Raw genomic sequence first — 17,526 nt, 5'->3', positions numbered from 1 at the left:
CAATTCCCTAATCTCCACACCAATAGTCATCTGCGGCGTCATCCAGCTTCTGAATAGCTGTCACACCGCTTACAGATGAGGCCGCGTTCACTGCATACGCGGCTTCTACCAGCAAATCATCTGAGATGTTGCACCACTGTTTGAAGGCTCGATGCTCTTCTTCGGTGTTCACTGCCATAATCGTGTTTTGCTCTGCGAGGTCTTGTCCTGTGGTATAGCGCCTCAATTGCGCCATTGGTTCTGGAAGCCTGCGGAGTGGATGGTTGTTGTTGTCCGGTGGCTTGTGGAAGAACCGTTAAAGCTATACCCCGTCTTCCGAAGACGGCACGAACATGCTACCAACTTCCGAAGACGGAGCAGGGTGTACAACCCTTTATCTTGCGTTCCTTTTCGCAGGGCAATATGTCGAAACATCTGCCTTTCGTCTTCCGAAACTGGCGATTTTGACCCACGAGGCGGCCAGGCAGGGCTCGGCATGTTACGGCCAGCCCGCGTCTCCACCATGGAAAGACGCCCAGGAATGGCCGTCAGGCGTGAGGAGGGCATGGCTGCAATCGGCAAAGCGAGGCCACCAAGCTAAATCGGCTTCAGAAGCCTGCCCTATAAGAATGCATCTTTGTGAAACCATACCCACGGAGTGGGTCCATTAACAGCCGCAGGAGTATCGTAAATCAACTTCAGAAGCCTGTGCCTTGCAGATACAGGCCAGAGGCAGCGCCATGCTCTGCCCAAATGAGAACGTCCACCCAAGCCTTTGGAATCAGCTTCAGAAGCTTGATCTGTGGAAGTACACCTATCTGAAACGATGTCGATGTGTGGATCTGTTGTCCACTGCAGGGGTATCGTAATCAACTTCAGAAGCCTGTATCATAACGTTACATATTTAATCGAGATAATACTGCCACACAGTGGAAACGTTGCTTAGGAGATATCATATGAACGTAGATTTGGGATTGCCAGTGTCTCGGATGCAGCGAGAGAGACGTCCGGATGTGGAGCGTCATACACGCAGAGTTAAACGGCAAGCGATGCTTGAGAAAACTATTCGTCTTCCTCGCCACATGTGGGAAGGCGTTTTTGTGGATGCATGTATTGATGGGCGAGTGCATGGCGTGGCCGCTCAGATGTTGTGCCAAATTTATCAGGAAGCATATCAGCATGTTCGCATTCTCAAGGGTGAAAGCCTGGTTGGATGGGTATTTGATCATCCCATTAAGGATCTGGCTTTTCCGGATATGCTGCCTGATAGGCGTCAACACGGGCGGACCCATCTCATAAAATGTCTGCTGCATTTGGAGTCGCTGAGTCTGATTCGTCGCCTTGAATCCCGCCCTGGACGCCCTGTGCCCTACGAGGTTCTTTTGCCGTCCTCGGAAGACGTCTCGTGAAAACAAAATGCTCCCCAGTGATAATTTCCATGAGGAGTGCTACCGATAAGTTGTGCGACTGAACGTAAGGAGAAGCCGATGAGTGAAGTGAAGCGGAAGATGTATACATCAATATATAAGGCTATGGTAGGTTTGGAAGCCATCACTGGGGCAAAGACCATCGAAGATCTCGCTCATGAGCATGGTGTGAATCCAACGCAGGTGAGGCGGTGGAAGATGGCTATTGAGAATCGCGCCAGCATGTTATTTAACAGCAAGCGAGAGCGGCAGCCGGATGTGGAGCGCACATCGAAAAGGATGGCGAGGCAATCAAGGCTTGCCAAAGGGGTACACCTACAACGTCATCAGTGGGAATCGCTATTCATAGCAGCTGTGGTGCAGCATCAATTGCCAGGCCAGGTATCCGGGTTGTTGTATGTCATTTACCAGGAATGCGTACAGTCAGTACAGATTATCGAAGGCGCGCCAAAGCTGCTTTGGGTGTTCGATAGGCCTATCCGCGATCTTGCTGCGGATGGAATGCCAGACGGTAAGCAGCGCGCGGCGAAGCATTTGTCCGCGTGTCTGGGCCGGTTGGAAAGTTATGAACTGATACGACGCCTAGAATCTAGAAAAGGGCGGCCGGTTGTTTTCGAAGTGCTTATATCGCCATCGGAAGCCGACCTATGAAAGTAGTAGAATGCAAGGAGAAGGCTGTGAGCATTGAAAAGCAAGGGGGGGTGAGATGAATCCAGGCACGATTAAGCAGCGAAAAACACCGTTATTTATTGGCAAACGACGGGAAAAACAGCCGGATGTGGAGCGCACATCGAAAAGAAAAGCACGACAAGCACCCGTGATCTACGAAGTGCTCTTGCCGTCTTCCGAAGACTGCACATGAAAAACGAAAGGAGCGGCGAGTCAGCGGAGGCCTCTGAGTTGCTGATTCGTCGTTTCTAAGCGCAGGGAAGAGATGTCTGCACATCTTCACCACGCGAAAAGGAACGCAAGATGAATCTCGTGTTTTGGCAGTCCATGTCGATTGTCCTGGTTCTGGCCGTGGGATTGCCTTTGGCGATCATCTCGGCGAGATCATCCATTCACGAAAAGAAAGAGGCCCAACGGAAGCATCACAAGGCCAAAGAGCATACAGCGCACTGATCCACCCAACCCCATGCTTTGGCCTGGGGTTTTTCTATGTGTCACGCCCAAGGAGCAGGGTCATTCTGGCGAAAGCGCAAATATGGCAAAGCCTAAGCTGCTTGCCGCTGTATGGAGCCCATTATCCAGAGTGGCGAGTCTGGCACCTAAGCGGCGAGCAACCGCCAAGTGCAGCGCGTCCCCTGAACGCAAGGCGGCGGGCGATTCGATAAGCACTGCAGCGGTACGAAAATCCGCAGGTTCGATTTCCACCGTTTCAAGTTTCATGGACGCAAAACGCTGGAAATTGGCGAGCGCCTGCTGACGAGTTAGGCTGTCGATGGCACCTGTCCGCTCTTTAATGCCACCAACACTGGCCATTTCGGTCAACGTCCAGGCGGAGATCGTCAGTCGCTCCTTGCGCTGGCTTTCGAGCCGACGCGCCAGATCGGCGGCACCAGGCTCCCTAAAAAAGAGCGCACCCAATACCGAAGTGTCGAGATAGATCACAGCATATCCTGTTTACGCATCTCCGCAACGGTCAAACCGGGCCTTGGCGGTGCCGACACCCAATGCTGTAAATCAGACCAGTCGAAGCCCTTTGATCGCGGTTCGGGAATAAGGCGTGCCACTGGCTTGCCCCTGCGCGTAATAACCACCCCGTCCCCCGCCTCAACCTCGGCGAGTAGGGCAGACAGGTGCGCTTTTGCATCAGCTACCGTCATGGTTTTCATAAAAAAATCCTGTAAATGGTCATACCAATGGGTATATTCTTCTTTGTTGGTCATTCTGTAAAGTGTTGCCCGCCATGAATGGTCGTAAGGTCGCCTGATTCTCCCAAACCCCACATCTGGATTTCTTGGCAGTGCCCGTCCAGTACAGAGAAACGGTCCAGCATCTTCTTGCGGTATGAACCCGACAATATCGTCGGTCCCCAAGGAGATACACCATGAACAGCAGCGAAATGATCCTCACTACATCTATCCTCGCCATGTTGGATCCCCAGGAATCGGTTGCGCTGGCGATAAAGGGGTTGATACCCCGTTTCGGCTTCGGAAGACGGAGTATAGCTTTAACGAAACGATGCCCACAGCCATCTTTGCACAGGTCCAGCTATACCATTTTCAGGCGTATCCAAGAAAGGAAATGGTAATGGCACTGATGCGGTTTCGTAGTTTGCTGGCAGGAATCCTGATCGGTGCAGTGGCATGGCCCCATGCACCGGGGCTGGCTGTGTTGATGATTCTGCTGTTGCCCGTCGTCCGGCGACGGTACGCCCTGGCGCTAGGCTATTATGCCGGGGCCAGCTATGGGTTGATCCGGGGCACTGCGACATTTTTCCCGCACGCAGGCCTTGCCCTGGGCGGCACCTTCTGGCTGGCTTCCGCTGCCGTTCTGGCCCTGCCTTACCTCATCTATGACGCTCTCGTCCGTCGCTGGCCGGATAAATTGTCGCCACACATTTTTGGTTTGTGGGCCATAACACTGTTGAGTGTACTGCCGCCTCTGGGCATCATCGGCTGGACCAACCCCTGGGTCGGGTCTTTTGAAGCGGGTCCACCCGGACCTGCGATGGTAATCATAGCTTTTACAGTTATCACTGAACTCATCGGCGCCGAAGCGCCCACGGCAGGGAAAACGCTGGCGGGGCTGGTAGCCTTTGGACTCTTCCTGCCCCCCGCGCCACTTCCCTCTACCCCGAAGTCCTGGACTGTCATCAATACACAGCACGGGCTGCTCAAGGGGCCGATGTCTCCCATCATCATATCTTTCCATCTGCGGGCGGTGGTGCTTAAAAAACTGTCGGATCCACACACGCATGTCGTAGTCCTGCCTGAAAGCATCGTGGGCTACTGGCTCCCCGGAACAGCAGCCGTCTGGCAACCGGTAATTCAATGGACAGCAACACATTCTCGGCAAACCGTGCTGCTGGGTGCATTGGTGCCCGAAGGGCGCGGCTATGTCGATGCATTGGTCAAAATTCATGCAGGGCACATTCGTATCCTGCCTGACCGCATTCCAGTGCCGTTCTCCATGTGGCATCCGTGGAACCCCATTGAGTCTGCCCGCATGACCGTCTTCGGAAGACGGGAGGCTGCCCATGTCGATGGGCAGAAGGTGGGATATTTGATTTGCTATGAGCAGTTGTTGACCTTGCCCGAGTTATCGCTGACGTTTAGTCCGCCAGAGGTCCTTATTGGCGCCGCTAATGACTGGTGGGCAAAAGGAACCAACATTCCGGAAATCCAGAGAGCATCCTTGCGCGCCTGGGCACGGTTGTGGGATGTGCCGGTGATCGACGCCGTAAACTATGGATATACCACGACGGTGCCAGCTATACCTCATCAGTAGCAACATTCACTGGCAACGAAAGGAGTTCATCATGGGCATTGTCGATACGATCAAGGCGAATACTCCGGCAGCACGCGAAGCCCGCAAGCATGCGGAGATGGATGCTGAAAACCGAGGATTTATCCTGACCGCGGCTTCCGAAGACGGTGAAATCCGTGTGCCGATCTCCAGTAAGGGGGATCTGGTTTCCAAGCTGGATGAAGCGGCAACCAAGTGGCCGGGGCAGGTCATTGCCATTGATGCCTCCGAGACAGAGGTGTTGCGTGCCGCTGAATATGCGGCTAACCACGATATGCTCATCCAGCCAAAAGACGTTCAGAACAAAAAGCTGATTGAAGCTGTCGCCCAGCAATACGGGATGATCCCCGAAGTCTATCAGGAGCTGATCGCCGAGCCGGATCATGACATAGGTTCGATGGGGCCCGTCATCGATCTCAGCAATGAGAAGATTGTTTCGGGGCATTTGTTGGCCGTGGGGGAAACTCAGCGCAATGGTGATTTGGGTGTGGAGGTTTCCGTGGCTGATGCCGATGGAAAGGTGTCTCGTGCCTTTGTTGCCTATCGAAATATCGATGAAGCCAATTTGAATGCCGTCAAAAGGCTTCCTGAAGTCGGCGGTGAAATACTGGGTAGTGAAGTGCATTTTCATATGGGCGACGGGAATGCTTCTATTGAACCTATTGGCAGGCAACATTCTTTGAGTTCGGCAGTCGACACGTCCGCCAAACAGACTCAACAGGAACCCGTAATAGATTCCTCAACAAATCCGGCAGTACCTGTGGACAAATCAAAGATTGAGTTGCCCAAGGAAGGGGCTTTCTATCTTCTGGAGCACGGCACAAGCCCCTACCAGTTTGACGACAAACAATCTGATTCCTATTACGCACGGGTGATTGACCATGCGGGCAAAGAAAAAGTGATTTGGGGAGTGGATCTGGAGCGCGCACTTGAATCGGCACAGACCAATGCAGGGGAATACATCACGCTGGAAAACCAAGGGAAAAAGAGCGTTCGGGTTCAAACCAAGGACGATGATGGCAAGGAAGTATGGATAGATGCTGAGCGCAACAGTTATGAGGTCAGCGTCTTGCCCAAGGAACAGGCCATTCAGGAAAAAGCCCAGCCTCTACCCGCTCCTGATGTTCTGAAAGCCCCGGCAGAAGATATAGCTGCAGAAATCGGGGAAATTGCCAAGGCTTCAGAATCGTCGCCTATGGATCCGTTCGCGCAAAACACGGCACCTAACCGGTCTGCGCCAGAAGCCCCAAAGTATCCCCGCAAATCCCCTCCGGAAATTCTCATGACATCCCGTAGGGGCGCACCCTACGTGAAAGACCACGGCGACCAGATCACAGTCACCCGCAGAGCCACCTTGGCGATTACCCGGCGAGGTAAAGATGAGCGGGAGCAAGCTATCGCCATGGCACTGACGGCGGCACGGGAACGATTCGGGGAGCCGGTGCGGATCCACGGCACCCCGGCCTTCGTTAACGAGACGATCAAACAGGCAGTCCAGCAGGGCATCAAACTGGAACCGGTCGGTCATTATGCCGAGAAAGAGTATGCACGGGTTTTGGCCGGCGAGCAGAAGCTGAAGGATAAAGCGCTGCAAGCCGGCAGCATGGCTCCGTCGAAAAGTAAGGAAGTGCACAAAGGGCAAGGGCTGGGAATTGGCTAACTGGTTAAAGGGACGCCGCATGATCCGGCAGCTGGACGTGTTGGCTGTTCTGTACGCGGTCGAGCACAAGCCGATGGCGTTGCTCGGTGAAGACGACCTGTTATCTGCCCGTATTCAGTTGCTGACCGACCTGCAGGCCAGTATCGACTACGCTCGTGTGGCTGAGGTGGTGAAGGAATGCGGGATGGCAGTTGCTCCGCACGATCAGCCACTGGAAGCGGCATTGCGGATTCTGGTAACCGCAGTGGTCGGTGAAGCCATGAAAAATGCAATATCCGCCGCCGAGGATGGTGATGATGGGATTTTGGAAAGCATCAATGGGATGTTGCGAGAACTGTTGGCGGGGTGGGAAGGTGCTCTTGTTGGTGTCACCACCCATGCCGCTGAGCTCTGCCGCCGCCAACTGGGGCGGGATCTGGCCGCTGTTATGAAGATATTGGAAGCGTTCGGCATGATTCAGAAGACGGCAAAGATTTTGGCACTACCGGCGCCGACGGCAATGATGTAAATATTGAGCGGCATTTCAGCCAGCAGCTTATGGTAAAGCACGTTTGAACGTGCCCTCGCCTTAGGCGACATCTTCAAGTTCTGCAAACTGTTTGGCCATCGTTCAGCCCCTCTTTTCGTAAAGCAATCAAGTATTCCAGCGAGTGCATATAGCGTCAAGGGAATGATGCCAGTGGGCAAACCATGGGCAGGGATGATGTGACCATCTGGTCAAAGCCCCCGCTATACCCTCATATCAACCGCTTTCTTCAATGCGAAACAGACACGCCGGAGATGGGAAGCCCGGCGTCTTCCAAAGCAGCTTTTGGTCAAGGCCGCTTCGGAAGACGATCACAAGAGAAAATCATCATGCTCATTCTGGTTCGGCCACATGCCTCAATACTCGACGGACCTGCCGTGGCTCTTTGGCTCGCACGGGAAAGAAATATGCGCAATGCCCTGTTTGCGGTGGACCCGGGCTACGCGCGCCATATCGTCAAGGCGCCGCTGCTCAAAATGTACGGGTGGTTAGTCGGTCGCCATCGGATGGTGGCTATGGATGGGTGCAGGCCTTTTGCGCTACGCCGGGTCTTGGAGGACCTGGCTGCCGGACGAAATGTCGTGATCTTTCCCCAGGGCACGGGTTTATCGGACCCAGAACGGCCCGATCAGCCCGGTATGGGGTGGCTGTTGCGCAAAATCCCCAGCGTTCCTGTGGTGCAGCTATATCTGGATCATTCTTCCCTTTGGCCGTCCGTAACCGTGCAGGCGGACCACTGGTTCACCATTGGCAAAACTAGGGATGCCCATGTTTCCGCAGGATTATAGAGTTTCTGACTTCCGGCAGTGGGTCTGCGAACGCATACGCGGAGCCGTTAGGGAAGATGAGAAGGCGGGATGGGCGCATCTGGACGCATGGATCAACCGTCGCATCGCCACCTTAAGTCGGCGGCGCGGGCACGCTGTATGTCCAGATGATTATTCGGCCTATTACCTGATAGAGGGTCTTTCAGATGAGTGATAAAGAGACGCTGGCGGGTCTGAATGATCTGTTGAGCATGGCGGATAAACCGGCTGCGGCAAAAAAAACGAGGCCTCCCTCGGATAATGCCGGGCTGAAGGTGCGACCCGTCCGGGCCGGGGATGCGGAATCTGCCCAGGCGAAGGCCTCAGTACAAAAAGCCGCTTCGGAAGCCGGTGGTACGCAGTCCCCGCCGGATCTCGCAACCATCATGGATAGGCTCAACGGCATTGATGCCAGAGTGGAGGATATCTATCGGGAAGTGCAACTATTGCAGGGTGGCGATGTTGAAGAAGATCCGGATGAGTCGCCACCTTCCCCAGTCGTGGCTCCTGAACTTGCAACAGAACCGACACTACAACAACCCCTGATCCAGTTACCCAAGATCAATGAGGAGGTTCTGCTGGAAGCTGCCGTAGGCAAATTGTTTCAGGCATCCATGCAACTGCGTCTGTCATTCGCGATGCTGGTGGGCGCTTTTCTGGCGGTCATCGCTTTCTCTCTTGGTATGGGGTACGGGGTCATCATCGAGAGTGGCAAGTATCCATTCTGGTATGCGCAGGGTGCGGAAAAAGGCTTTGCCGCGGCGCTGATCACCACGATCGCCGCACCCGCCGGTGTCCTGCTCTTGCCGGTGATCGCCGGGGCTCTCTGGCTGGCCGCCAGAGAATTCCGGGCGGAAGGGCACAGGCAATATGGCAATTATTGTCGCTGGACATCTCTCGCTGTTTTATTGCTGGCCGTGGCGGCCCCGTTTCTGGTGTAGTAGATGGCCAAGAGCACAAAAACACCCACGACTTACATAGGATCAAAGCTCCAAAGAGAGTTGGATCGCAATAACGACCGCCACGGGCACGAGGAAGATTATCCCCTGGGCCGTGGGCGGCCGGTGGCCTCCCGAATCCACAATCAGGTGCATCGGTCACGCGGATCCATGCCGAAGATTCGGTTTCGTCTTCCAAGGATCGGTAATCATTATCCCGTAAAACCCATGTCCAAAGGACCGGCACACCAGGGCGCGAAGCGGCGGGCGATGGTTAAGGTGGCTTATGTCACGAACAAAAAGCCCGGTCAGTGGCAGGCCCACGGAAAATATGCGGAACGTGAAGGTGCTCAGAAGGAAGGCGAAAAGGGCAAAGGGTTTGATGTGCGAGAGGATGAGGTTTCTTTGCACACCAGTTTAAATCAATGGCAGGAGGAGGGTGACCCGCACCTATTCAAGGTAATCCTGTCGCCGGAAGACGGGAGCGATCTGGATCTCAAGGCGTTTACCCGAGTTTTCATGCACCGGGTAGAAACTCAACTCGGCAAATCGGTGGAGTGGGCGGCTATCGACCACTACAACACCTCCCACCCGCATGTGCATCTGCTGATCCGGGGGAAGGACGGTCTCCAGTTATCACCGGATCTGATCCGGCGTGGGATGCGGAGCATGGCGGAAGATATTGCCACAGAAAGATTGGGTTACAAGTCTGAACTGGAGGTCCTCAAAGCGCGTGAGCATGAGGTGGGCATGCGCAGGCTCACCAGCATCGACCGGGACATCGCAAAACGGCAGAGAGCGGATATTGGACAAGAGCCTCGCACGGTCATCACCGAACCTGTACCGATCCGCCATAAGGAGCAAGTCGCCCGCCGTTTGCGTATCGCGCGGTTGGAAAAGTTGGAAGAGTTTGGCGTCGCTGAGAAAGTGGGATCCATGTCCTGGGCACTCGAAGCGGGTTGGGAAAAAGCGCTCAAGGAAATGGAGAACCTGCAGACACGCACGAAACTGGTGGCGCAAGCGCGGGCGTTGATGACCGATCCACGCTGTACGCCCGTGGTAACCCGTGTGAAGCCTGGTGAACGGTTGGTCGGTCGCATATTGGGGACGGGCCTCGACGAACAATATGACCGATCCTACATTTTGGTGGAAGGGGTGGATAACAAGGCGCACCTCATTTATCAGACGGCGGGCATCGAAAAAGAACGGGTGCAACAGCATCTGCAACCCAGGGCCTTGGTGGCTATTGAGGGGCGGTCTTTCGAGAAAGAAGGTAAGACCATCGCTTATGCCAAGATCACGGATTATGGGCTGTCTATCCCGGATCAGAAATGGCGTGAAACGAAGCTCCCGGATCAATCGCTCGACGATGACCTGGACTGGCGTGAAAAAGCGGGGAAGCCACTCGCAGAGCCGGGGCCTTCCACAGGATTTGCCGCGTATTGGCATGCCCGATTACTGGAACGAAGCAAAGCGCGGCATTTGCGGAAAGCAAAAACGACGGAACTTCCGATGGAAGAACAGAAGGCAAGACTCGATGTGAACATCCAAAGTAGTCAGAAGCCCGGCAAAGCCCGCGGTTCTGGTGAGATCAATTGAGCCATCTCAGCATGGTGGCCGCTATACCATCAGGGTGGACATGGAAGGATATTGAAAAATGGCATTACCTGTCTTTGCGCGAATCAAGATAGTCGGTGCTTATGGCGAGAAACTTCGGGTGGAAGCCGCTGACCGCCGTTTGTCCCACGCAGCGCTTGCGACGGAATACGTCATGCGCGGCATGGATGCGGCGTCTTCAGAAGATGATACCAGCCTGGTCGCTTTCGAGCGGCGTATCGCGGCGACTGTTCTGGCCGGTCGGGCGGATATCGAGGCATTGCAAGCCGAATTGGATACGGTGGCCGCCATGCTGGACCTGTTCGTCAAGGTGATGCTGGTCCATCTGCCAGAGCCCTCCGGGGATGAAAAAGAAGCTATTGGTGCATCGGCTCTGCAGCGCTATGACCGATTCATCAAGCAGGTGGCGGAAACTGGATTTGATCGGGATAGACCTCGTGCGATCCGGAAGATCGCGATCCTGTTGGGTCAGAAGATTGCCGTGGGTGAGGAGAGCGGCGATGAGTGAGGCCGTTGGTTCTGGTTCTGGCATCGACAAGGCCAAGGTCGAGGCACACAAGCGACTGGTTGAGCAGATGCAACGTATTCTGGGGTCTGATATCTGTGCCGCTTTCAAAGATGAAAAGGTCGTCGAGATCATGGTCAATGATGACGGTAAGGTGCTCGTGGAGCGGTACGGATCCGGCATCACGGAGTTGGGGCGGATGGCCCCTGGGAAAGTGCTGAATTTTATTGGACTGATGGCCGACTTTCGGGAAACGACTGTGTGCCGGGATAGGCTGATTGTCGAGGGCGCGATGCCTGATGAGTTTCTCCGTGCGCGATTCGCCGGGGCCATCCCTCCCATCATGCCGAATCCCACCTTCTGCATCCGGCTTCCGGCTCGGATCGTCTTTACGCTGGATGATTATGTCACCAAAGGCATCATCACATGCGGGCAGCAAGAGCACATTATTCGTGCGGTCGAGGACAGAAAGAACATCCTGGTGAGCGGTTCTACCTCTTCCGGCAAAACCACCTTGCTGAATGCCATCCTTGATGCGATTTCGGAACGGTCGGGGTTGGACCAGCGGATTGTCCTGATTCAGGACACCTCCGAGCTGCAGTGTGCGGCACCAAATACGGTGTCCATGCTGACGTATGAGGACTCCGGCGTGGACTTCACCAAGCTCCTGAAGCTCACGCTGCGTTACCGGCCAGACCGGATCATCGTCGGCGAGGTGCGCGATGGTGCGGCACTGGCGTTGCTCAAGGCATGGAACACGGGTCATCCGGGGGGGCTGGCGACTTTGCATGCCAATAACCCGCAGGCGGCGCTTTTGCGACTGGATCAGCTTTGCCAGGAGGCCGGTGTGCCACCGCAAAAGGAACTGATTAACGAGGCCGTGGATTTGGTCATCCAGATTCAGCGCGACCCGGGTCATCCTGCGGGACGGCGGATCACCGCGATGGAAGCGGTGCGATCGGGCGACCAGATTTCCGTGTGGAAACGCCCCCCCAGCAGACTGGCCAGAAAACGCGAGCTATACCAAAAATGAGGATGCTATACCACAGCAGCGCATCCTATTTACCTGTTCTGTGCAACGAGAGGAATCAAGCCATGAAGAAATATATCCAGCGGTTTGCAGGAAAAGTCGCCAAGATCGCCGCCGTCACCGCTGCTGGGATTGGCAGCGCTTTCGCCAGCACGGCGGGCGGTGGAAGCATGCCTTGGGACGGGCCTCTGAACAAGATTTATGCGGATACCCACGGGCCGCTTGCCAGTACATTGATTGGTCTGTCGACTGTGGTTGCGGGTGGCATCTGGATCAAGGGTGAGCACGGCAAGGCCATGCACACCATCCTGGGCGTGGTAGCGGGTGCAGGCGTTATGGTCATGGGTAATAACTTTGTCAGCGACTTGGGCATTTCCGGTGCCACCATCGGCGGGCACTTTTCGCTATTCACCGTAGCCTTGCACGCAGTAGGCCTGTAGGGCGCCCGCATGGAAGCGCAGGGCACCCGACGTCTGCCGATTCATGTCTCTCTGACCCGTCCGCAACTTGTGGCGGGCGGGGAAAAAGAGTGGACGCAATATAACTGGCTTGCCTGTATCGGCGCCGGCGTCATGCTCGGCCAACCCTGGGCGTTGGGCGTTATGCTGGTCGTCGCATCCGTCGTTCAGTATTTCCTGCGAATCTCCGCCAAAAACGATCCTCAAGGCCTCGGGATTCTGGAGCGGCATTGGAAGTATCAGCCGTTTTATCCGGATGCGGCGGTAGATGGAGCCAAGGGTTACAAGTCACACGAAAAGCAGGGCTTGGGCGCGGGCATTGTGGCGCTGGCGTTCAAGCCATTTACTCAAGGTAAGAAAAGAGGGGGCAAGTAATCATGTGGTATGCACTTGGACAACTCCCTGAAACCGCTATAGCGCAACACCCGGTGCCCATCGTTCGCCCCGTTCGTTCCTTTGGGATACCGCGCGGGCTGCCGGCGGCGCTGAAGAAGGTCATTGTGGTGCCCCGGCGGTATGACCTGAGTGTGGATGCGGCGGTGCGGTACGTCGCACAACACATCGGTTTCCAGATTTCCACCGTGGGACCCGACCAGGCTCTGCTGGGTGATCATGTGCCGTTTGGTCAGCCAGTTTCCGCATATGCTTTTTTATGGGCGGCGGGAACAGCATTGCCCGGAAACATGGCTATACAGGTTAATGGTTCTGGGTCCGTGCGGGTAGATACCGAGATCGGCGATAACGCATAAGCAAGACGAAGGAAAACCCATCAGATGCTGAACATTCAGGAATTTCGCAAAAAAGTCAGAGCACTTCCAGATTTGCTGAACATCGCTTTTATGGTGGGACAGTACGATTTCGTTAAGGGGCCGTATGCCATTGCCTTGCAGAAGGATGGATCCCTTTTGTCCGGTTTTCGCTTTTCCGGCCCGGATCTGGAGTCCATGTCGGTCAACAACATCAATGCCCTGTCGGGCACCCTCAATGCCGCCCTGGCGCGCCTCGGTAGCGGCTGGTCGGTGCATATTACGTCGATCCGGTACCCGGCCAATGGCTACATTCCAGTCGAAGACTGCCATTTCCCCGATCCTGTGTCGCAACTCATCGACGACGAGCGTCGCGGGCAATATGAGCGGGAATCCGCGCACTATCTCAGCGAATACTATTGCACCATAGCCTGGCAGACGCCGCCGGATGCCGAGACGGGCATGTCCAGCGCCATCGTGACCCGTCCCCACAGGAAGAAAGGGCAGTCGAAGGGCATGGGGTTTGAGTCGATTATCGGCAAATATCGTCAGACTTTTGAAAATATCCTCTCCATGTTCAGTTCGCGCTGCAAAGTGGTGCCGCTGGATGAACGGAATTTATTGACGCACCTTCATGAGTGTCTGACGGGCGATCGTCATCCGGTCAATCCGCCGCATGTCCCTGCCTATCTGGATATGCTCATCGGACATCATGACTTCGTGGCCGGGCTGGAACCTCAGCTGGATGGCCGCCACATTCGGGTTGTGACATTTATCGGCTACCCGCAAGACGGTTTCCCTGAGATTCTGGAAGGCCTGAGCAGTCTGCCGTTCCCGCTGCGCTATACCACCCGGTTCATCTTGCTTGATCCAGCAGACGCTTTGCCGCTCATCGACAAGTATCGCAAGGCATGGTTTGGTGCGCGGCACACCCTCGGAAGTCAGATCGGCGCTCAATTCACTGGTGAGGCCAGCACATCGACTTCCGAAGATACAGAGGCCGTTCGCTTGGCGTTCGATGCTCAGCAAGCCAAAGCGGATGCCTCCAGCGGTATGGTGCGCTTCGGGTATTTTACGGCGACAGTCGTACTGCGGGATGCGGATGAAAAGGTTCTGCTAGATCGGGTGAAAAGTGTTGAAAGCTATTTGAATAATCTGGGGTTCGTCGCCAAGGTGGAGACCACGAACGCGGTGGAAGCCTTTTTGGGCAGCATTCCAGGTCATACCTGGGAGAACGTCCGGCGTCCGCTGATGCATTCGGCAAACTTCGTGGATCTGTCACCGAAGACTTCCGTTTGGGCGGGTAGCGAGCGGTGTCCATCGCCACTGATGAAGCAGAGCGAAAATCTGGCTCCGGCGCTGTTCTACGCTGCCACATCGGGCTCCACGCCGTATCGTTTCAATCTGCACGTCGGGGATGTGGGCCATGCGCTCATTGTCGGGCCGACAGGCGCCGGCAAGAGTACCCTCCTGGCGCTCATGGCCGCTCAGTGGCGGCGTTACAAGGGTGCACGCGTGATCGGTTTCGACAAGGGCCGCAGCATGTATGCGCTCTGCGAAGCCGTGGGCGGCGCCCATTACGACATTGCGGGCGAGCTCAGCGACCTCACGTTTGCTCCCCTGGCCGGTATCAACAAGAGCCAGGCGGAACGGGTATTCGCGGAAGAATGGCTGGAAGCCGCTTGCGAATTGCAGGGCATGACCATTCGCCCCAGAGAGCGGGACGTGATCCATACCGCCATCGAAGGCCTATCACAGGAAGAGGGCCGATCCCTGACGGACGTGCGCTCTTTGCTACAGGATGAGCAGATCAAGGCGGCCATCGGCTTTTATACCGGGATGGGTCGCACGGGAACGTTGCTGGATGCCCGCACGGATACCTTGAGCATGGACAACCGATTTACCATCTTCGAGATGGAGCACCTGTTGACGGGCACGGATCAGGCAAAACTCACTACGGGGCCGGTATTGCTGTACATCTTCCATCGCATCGAGCAAATGCTGGACGGCAGCCCTACGCTGATCCCCCTCGATGAGGGATGGCTTATGCTGGACAACCCGCAGTTTCTGGCAAAACTGGCGGAATGGCTGGTGACGCTGCGCAAAAAAAACGCGGCGGTCGTGTTTGCCACGACATCTCTGTCCCACCTGGCGAAAAGCCCGCTGCTACCCATTTTGAAAGAATCCTGTCCCACAAAGATTTTCCTGCCTAACGCCGAGGCTACCAGTCAGGATCTGTTGCCCATGTACCGCGACATGGGACTCAATGACCGGCAGGTTGAACTGCTGCAGACCGCCACGCCAAAAAGTGATTATTACGTCTTTACCCCGGACGGACATCGGCGGATAAACCTGGCCATGGGGCCGATCGCATTGGCGTTCTGCGGCGTGAGCGATCCCCGCGATGTGAAACGGATTGCGGAGCTCAAAGAAAGCTATGGTCAGCAATGGCCGGTGGCGTGGTTGCGGGAGAGGCTGCCCGCGAATCGGCAGGACTGGGTGGAATACGCCAAGCGAATGTTTGAGATGTAAGGAAAGTTTGATCGTGCCGCCTTGATCGGTTTCCGTCGCTTGACAATGGTTAATGGTATAGCTATAAACACTATATGTAGTTATATTTATAACTTATATCACATTATGTTGTTCTTGTCTGGCGATTTATCCCTGTTACGGGATAAATATTAGAGGTGGCAATCATGTACAAGCTATTTGAACAATTGATGGTTGTTGTGATTGGGCTTGCTGTGGTGTTCATCGGCCTGCCGATCTATTTTGCCGAAACCGGCGAGTGGCACAATCTGTGGCTCTGGGCGTATGACATGGGCTATCTCGTGTTGCTGTTTGTGATTCTACCTTATGCCGTATTCGTGCTGCTGCCCATGGTCGCATTGAAAGGTCTGGACTTGCTGGCGGTGGCTTACGACGCAACGGTCGGCAGAATTCTGTGATGATTATCTCTGAAAGCCGGCAGCTATACCGGACTGGGGCGTGTGTTTCCCGGGGAGATAATTGAAATGAAAAAGGCATTGCTGATGTTACTGTGCGTGGTTCCTGCGGTTTCTTTCGCAGGGGGGCCGGGTTTTGGTGTGCCAAGTGTTCCCTTGAAGACGCAGGTGAAGCATTTGCAGGCAGATATCGCCAAGCTGAAGCTGGGACAGACGCATAAAGCGTTTGCTTATGCCGATGTAGGCCGCAATCTGGCGGTACAGATGCACAACGTGGTGGCTGAAAAGGCTTTTAAGGCGTTTAAGCCAGGTGATAGCCTTGCGGTTTTGAAGGCGGACGCTGGAATGCTGTAACTGAGGAAAATAAATGAAAAAGATGTTACTCATTTCCGCCGCATTGTTTGCGATGAGTATTGGTACCGCTGATGCGTCCATCCAGACAGACATGGCCGCCATGCGGACAGACGCACAAGCGATCCAACAAATGACGACCACATGGCCTGAAGTCCAAGCTGCAGCACAAAGTTATGGCGCCCTGGCTCCCTATGCCGCAAAACAGTGGGCGGGTCAGGGACCTATCATCGACACGCCGCTTGGCGGTCAGGAACTCTGCCATAATACGCACTGGGACCAACTGACCAGCGAGCTGGTCACGGGTGGTCTGAATATCACCGGTGACGCCGCAGTGGAAGCTTACGCATTGCAAACCATAGCGATCGATTTTCAGCAACAATATGCGAATCTGATGATCGCCGAGGTCCAGGCGCATGCGTCGAATGTACAGCAATTGTCGCAGACGGAAGCGCAGACCAAGGCGACACTGAATAACTTGATGAATCTGCTCACCGTTACTGGTCAGCAGTTGCAAACGGCCATGGGGCCAGGTACCACGCTCCGTCAAATGCCGTTCACCAACTGGCAAGCCGGTATAGGGGATGTGCCGAATCTGGCCCAAGCGCAGTACACGGCAGGCCCCCATGATGGCGCTCCTATTGGCTGGTATGCGCAGCCGACAGATAACGCACTCGCCAGGCTAATTGATCGGTGTCCAACCGGAAGTGGGTCGCTACCCATGATTCCTTTAGCAGCTCGCGTTCAAAGCGCGGCGAACGTATCCGTACAGGACGAACTCGATGTGCAGCAGGCCATAGCCCCGTTCGAGCACGGCAGTAGCTACGTGCTCCCCAGCGGTGGCTTCGCATCAGGTTTGCTCCGGCTTCCAAATTACCCGGTACGTATGCAGATCGTGGGTATCTTGGCTGCCGACATGCCCGCTATCGCCGGGTATATGCAGCCAGTCACACCCGCATTGCAAGCATTCAACACCACAGTGCAATCGACTATGAGCGAAGTGAGTCAAAATGTGCAATAGAAGAGTGTTTTTTGCAGTAGCCTTGCAGGCAGCAATAATTCTGGCA

Annotated in this window: 22 protein-coding genes; 19 read left to right on the top strand and 3 right to left on the bottom strand. The window is 55.2% G+C overall.

Annotation, left to right across the window (positions count from 1 at the left end; all coding sequences use genetic code 11):
• Window positions 1–7 precede the first annotated feature (7 nt).
• Window positions 8–178, bottom strand: coding sequence for a hypothetical protein (locus H2515_RS11260; protein WP_198660167.1), 171 nt, complete (start codon window positions 176–178; stop codon window positions 8–10).
• A 757-nt stretch (window positions 179–935) separates the two neighbouring features.
• On the opposite strand from H2515_RS11260, the gene H2515_RS11255 reads away from it, so the two are divergent.
• From H2515_RS11255 to H2515_RS11240, 4 genes are all read left to right on the top strand, one after another.
• On the top strand, window positions 936–1,388 hold the full coding sequence (locus H2515_RS11255) for a hypothetical protein (protein ID WP_198660166.1): 453 nt from the start codon (window positions 936–938) through the stop codon (window positions 1,386–1,388).
• A 78-nt stretch (window positions 1,389–1,466) separates the two neighbouring features.
• Window positions 1,467–2,057, top strand: coding sequence for a hypothetical protein (locus H2515_RS11250; RefSeq protein ID WP_198660165.1), 591 nt, complete (start codon window positions 1,467–1,469; stop codon window positions 2,055–2,057).
• A gap of 55 nt (window positions 2,058–2,112) precedes the next feature.
• On the top strand, window positions 2,113–2,268 hold the full coding sequence (locus H2515_RS11245; RefSeq protein WP_198660164.1) for a hypothetical protein: 156 nt from the start codon (window positions 2,113–2,115) through the stop codon (window positions 2,266–2,268).
• Between the two features lie 110 nt (window positions 2,269–2,378).
• On the top strand, window positions 2,379–2,528 hold the full coding sequence (locus tag H2515_RS11240) for a hypothetical protein (RefSeq protein ID WP_198660163.1): 150 nt from the start codon (window positions 2,379–2,381) through the stop codon (window positions 2,526–2,528).
• 60 nt (window positions 2,529–2,588) lie between these two features.
• On the opposite strand, the gene H2515_RS11235 is transcribed toward H2515_RS11240, so the two are convergent.
• Both H2515_RS11235 and H2515_RS11230 read right to left on the bottom strand, forming a co-directional pair.
• Complete coding sequence (locus H2515_RS11235) at window positions 2,589–3,017, bottom strand: type II toxin-antitoxin system VapC family toxin (protein ID WP_198660162.1); 429 nt, start codon at window positions 3,015–3,017, stop codon at window positions 2,589–2,591.
• Complete coding sequence (locus tag H2515_RS11230) at window positions 3,014–3,241, bottom strand: type II toxin-antitoxin system Phd/YefM family antitoxin (protein WP_198660161.1); 228 nt, start codon at window positions 3,239–3,241, stop codon at window positions 3,014–3,016. Before H2515_RS11230 ends, H2515_RS11235 begins: the two co-directional genes overlap by 4 nt.
• A gap of 418 nt (window positions 3,242–3,659) precedes the next feature.
• On the opposite strand from H2515_RS11230, the gene H2515_RS11225 reads away from it, so the two are divergent.
• The 15 genes from H2515_RS11225 (at window position 3,660) to H2515_RS11155 (ending at window position 17,480) form a co-directional block, all read left to right on the top strand.
• Window positions 3,660–4,859, top strand: a complete 1,200-nt coding sequence (locus H2515_RS11225) for a carbon-nitrogen hydrolase family protein (RefSeq protein WP_198660160.1) — start codon at window positions 3,660–3,662, stop codon at window positions 4,857–4,859.
• Between the two features lie 31 nt (window positions 4,860–4,890).
• Window positions 4,891–6,537, top strand: a complete 1,647-nt coding sequence (locus H2515_RS11220) for an LPD7 domain-containing protein (RefSeq protein WP_198660159.1) — start codon at window positions 4,891–4,893, stop codon at window positions 6,535–6,537.
• Between the two features lie 19 nt (window positions 6,538–6,556).
• On the top strand, window positions 6,557–7,045 hold the full coding sequence (locus tag H2515_RS11215) for a hypothetical protein (protein ID WP_232821367.1): 489 nt from the start codon (window positions 6,557–6,559) through the stop codon (window positions 7,043–7,045).
• 347 nt (window positions 7,046–7,392) lie between these two features.
• Window positions 7,393–7,851: a 1-acyl-sn-glycerol-3-phosphate acyltransferase gene (locus H2515_RS11210; protein ID WP_198660157.1), complete on the top strand. Its 459-nt coding sequence runs from the start codon at window positions 7,393–7,395 to the stop codon at window positions 7,849–7,851.
• A gap of 185 nt (window positions 7,852–8,036) precedes the next feature.
• Window positions 8,037–8,810 (top strand): hypothetical protein, encoded by a 774-nt coding sequence (locus tag H2515_RS11205; protein ID WP_198660156.1) that lies wholly within the window; start codon window positions 8,037–8,039, stop codon window positions 8,808–8,810.
• A gap of 3 nt (window positions 8,811–8,813) precedes the next feature.
• Complete coding sequence (locus H2515_RS11200) at window positions 8,814–10,406, top strand: DUF3363 domain-containing protein (RefSeq protein WP_198660155.1); 1,593 nt, start codon at window positions 8,814–8,816, stop codon at window positions 10,404–10,406.
• A 58-nt stretch (window positions 10,407–10,464) separates the two neighbouring features.
• Complete coding sequence (locus tag H2515_RS11195) at window positions 10,465–10,932, top strand: hypothetical protein (RefSeq protein WP_198660154.1); 468 nt, start codon at window positions 10,465–10,467, stop codon at window positions 10,930–10,932.
• Window positions 10,925–11,962, top strand: a complete 1,038-nt coding sequence (gene trbB / locus H2515_RS11190; protein ID WP_232821366.1) for a P-type conjugative transfer ATPase TrbB — start codon at window positions 10,925–10,927, stop codon at window positions 11,960–11,962. Before H2515_RS11195 ends, trbB begins: the two co-directional genes overlap by 8 nt.
• 62 nt (window positions 11,963–12,024) lie before the next feature.
• Complete coding sequence (locus H2515_RS11185; RefSeq protein WP_198660153.1) at window positions 12,025–12,399, top strand: TrbC/VirB2 family protein; 375 nt, start codon at window positions 12,025–12,027, stop codon at window positions 12,397–12,399.
• A 9-nt stretch (window positions 12,400–12,408) separates the two neighbouring features.
• Window positions 12,409–12,792: a VirB3 family type IV secretion system protein gene (locus H2515_RS11180; protein ID WP_198660152.1), complete on the top strand. Its 384-nt coding sequence runs from the start codon at window positions 12,409–12,411 to the stop codon at window positions 12,790–12,792.
• A 2-nt stretch (window positions 12,793–12,794) separates the two neighbouring features.
• Entirely contained in the window at window positions 12,795–13,166 is a 372-nt protein-coding gene (locus H2515_RS11175) for a hypothetical protein (protein ID WP_198660151.1), read from the top strand.
• 24 nt (window positions 13,167–13,190) lie between these two features.
• Window positions 13,191–15,695 (top strand): VirB4 family type IV secretion/conjugal transfer ATPase, encoded by a 2,505-nt coding sequence (locus H2515_RS11170; protein WP_198660150.1) that lies wholly within the window; start codon window positions 13,191–13,193, stop codon window positions 15,693–15,695.
• Window positions 15,696–15,859: 164 nt separating this feature from the next.
• Entirely contained in the window at window positions 15,860–16,111 is a 252-nt protein-coding gene (locus H2515_RS11165) for a hypothetical protein (RefSeq protein WP_198660149.1), read from the top strand.
• A 66-nt stretch (window positions 16,112–16,177) separates the two neighbouring features.
• Entirely contained in the window at window positions 16,178–16,462 is a 285-nt protein-coding gene (locus H2515_RS11160; RefSeq protein WP_198660148.1) for a hypothetical protein, read from the top strand.
• Window positions 16,463–16,475: 13 nt separating this feature from the next.
• Complete coding sequence (locus H2515_RS11155) at window positions 16,476–17,480, top strand: hypothetical protein (protein ID WP_198660147.1); 1,005 nt, start codon at window positions 16,476–16,478, stop codon at window positions 17,478–17,480.
• Window positions 17,481–17,526 lie beyond the last annotated feature (46 nt).

It is taken from the genome of Acidithiobacillus ferrivorans (assembly GCF_016250455.1).
In the GTDB taxonomy this organism is placed as follows: Bacteria; Pseudomonadota; Gammaproteobacteria; order Acidithiobacillales; family Acidithiobacillaceae; genus Acidithiobacillus; species Acidithiobacillus ferrivorans.
Note: the sequence above shows the minus strand (reverse complement) of the source record. Positions and strands in the feature narration are given on the sequence as shown.

What these genes read in the sequence shown, in the direction of transcription:
- H2515_RS11245 (WP_198660164.1), top strand. Translation starts at nt 2,113, where the DNA reads ATGAATCCAGGCACGATTAAGCAGCGAAAAACACCGTTATTTATTGGC.
- H2515_RS11185 (WP_198660153.1), top strand. Translation starts at nt 12,025, where the DNA reads ATGAAGAAATATATCCAGCGGTTTGCAGGAAAAGTCGCCAAGATCGCC.
- H2515_RS11210 (WP_198660157.1), top strand. Translation starts at nt 7,393, where the DNA reads ATGCTCATTCTGGTTCGGCCACATGCCTCAATACTCGACGGACCTGCC.
- H2515_RS11170 (WP_198660150.1), top strand. Translation starts at nt 13,191, where the DNA reads ATGCTGAACATTCAGGAATTTCGCAAAAAAGTCAGAGCACTTCCAGAT.
- H2515_RS11240 (WP_198660163.1), top strand. Translation starts at nt 2,379, where the DNA reads ATGAATCTCGTGTTTTGGCAGTCCATGTCGATTGTCCTGGTTCTGGCC.
- H2515_RS11180 (WP_198660152.1), top strand. Translation starts at nt 12,409, where the DNA reads ATGGAAGCGCAGGGCACCCGACGTCTGCCGATTCATGTCTCTCTGACC.
- H2515_RS11230 (WP_198660161.1), bottom strand. Translation starts at nt 3,241, where the DNA reads ATGAAAACCATGACGGTAGCTGATGCAAAAGCGCACCTGTCTGCCCTA.
- H2515_RS11215 (WP_232821367.1), top strand. Translation starts at nt 6,557, where the DNA reads ATGATCCGGCAGCTGGACGTGTTGGCTGTTCTGTACGCGGTCGAGCAC.
- H2515_RS11200 (WP_198660155.1), top strand. Translation starts at nt 8,814, where the DNA reads ATGGCCAAGAGCACAAAAACACCCACGACTTACATAGGATCAAAGCTC.
- H2515_RS11160 (WP_198660148.1), top strand. Translation starts at nt 16,178, where the DNA reads ATGAAAAAGGCATTGCTGATGTTACTGTGCGTGGTTCCTGCGGTTTCT.
- H2515_RS11260 (WP_198660167.1), bottom strand. Translation starts at nt 178, where the DNA reads ATGGCAGTGAACACCGAAGAAGAGCATCGAGCCTTCAAACAGTGGTGC.
- H2515_RS11155 (WP_198660147.1), top strand. Translation starts at nt 16,476, where the DNA reads ATGAAAAAGATGTTACTCATTTCCGCCGCATTGTTTGCGATGAGTATT.
- H2515_RS11165 (WP_198660149.1), top strand. Translation starts at nt 15,860, where the DNA reads ATGTACAAGCTATTTGAACAATTGATGGTTGTTGTGATTGGGCTTGCT.
- H2515_RS11195 (WP_198660154.1), top strand. Translation starts at nt 10,465, where the DNA reads ATGGCATTACCTGTCTTTGCGCGAATCAAGATAGTCGGTGCTTATGGC.
- H2515_RS11255 (WP_198660166.1), top strand. Translation starts at nt 936, where the DNA reads ATGAACGTAGATTTGGGATTGCCAGTGTCTCGGATGCAGCGAGAGAGA.
- H2515_RS11250 (WP_198660165.1), top strand. Translation starts at nt 1,467, where the DNA reads ATGAGTGAAGTGAAGCGGAAGATGTATACATCAATATATAAGGCTATG.
- H2515_RS11175 (WP_198660151.1), top strand. Translation starts at nt 12,795, where the DNA reads ATGTGGTATGCACTTGGACAACTCCCTGAAACCGCTATAGCGCAACAC.
- H2515_RS11205 (WP_198660156.1), top strand. Translation starts at nt 8,037, where the DNA reads ATGAGTGATAAAGAGACGCTGGCGGGTCTGAATGATCTGTTGAGCATG.
- H2515_RS11220 (WP_198660159.1), top strand. Translation starts at nt 4,891, where the DNA reads ATGGGCATTGTCGATACGATCAAGGCGAATACTCCGGCAGCACGCGAA.
- trbB (WP_232821366.1), top strand. Translation starts at nt 10,925, where the DNA reads ATGAGTGAGGCCGTTGGTTCTGGTTCTGGCATCGACAAGGCCAAGGTC.
- H2515_RS11225 (WP_198660160.1), top strand. Translation starts at nt 3,660, where the DNA reads ATGGCACTGATGCGGTTTCGTAGTTTGCTGGCAGGAATCCTGATCGGT.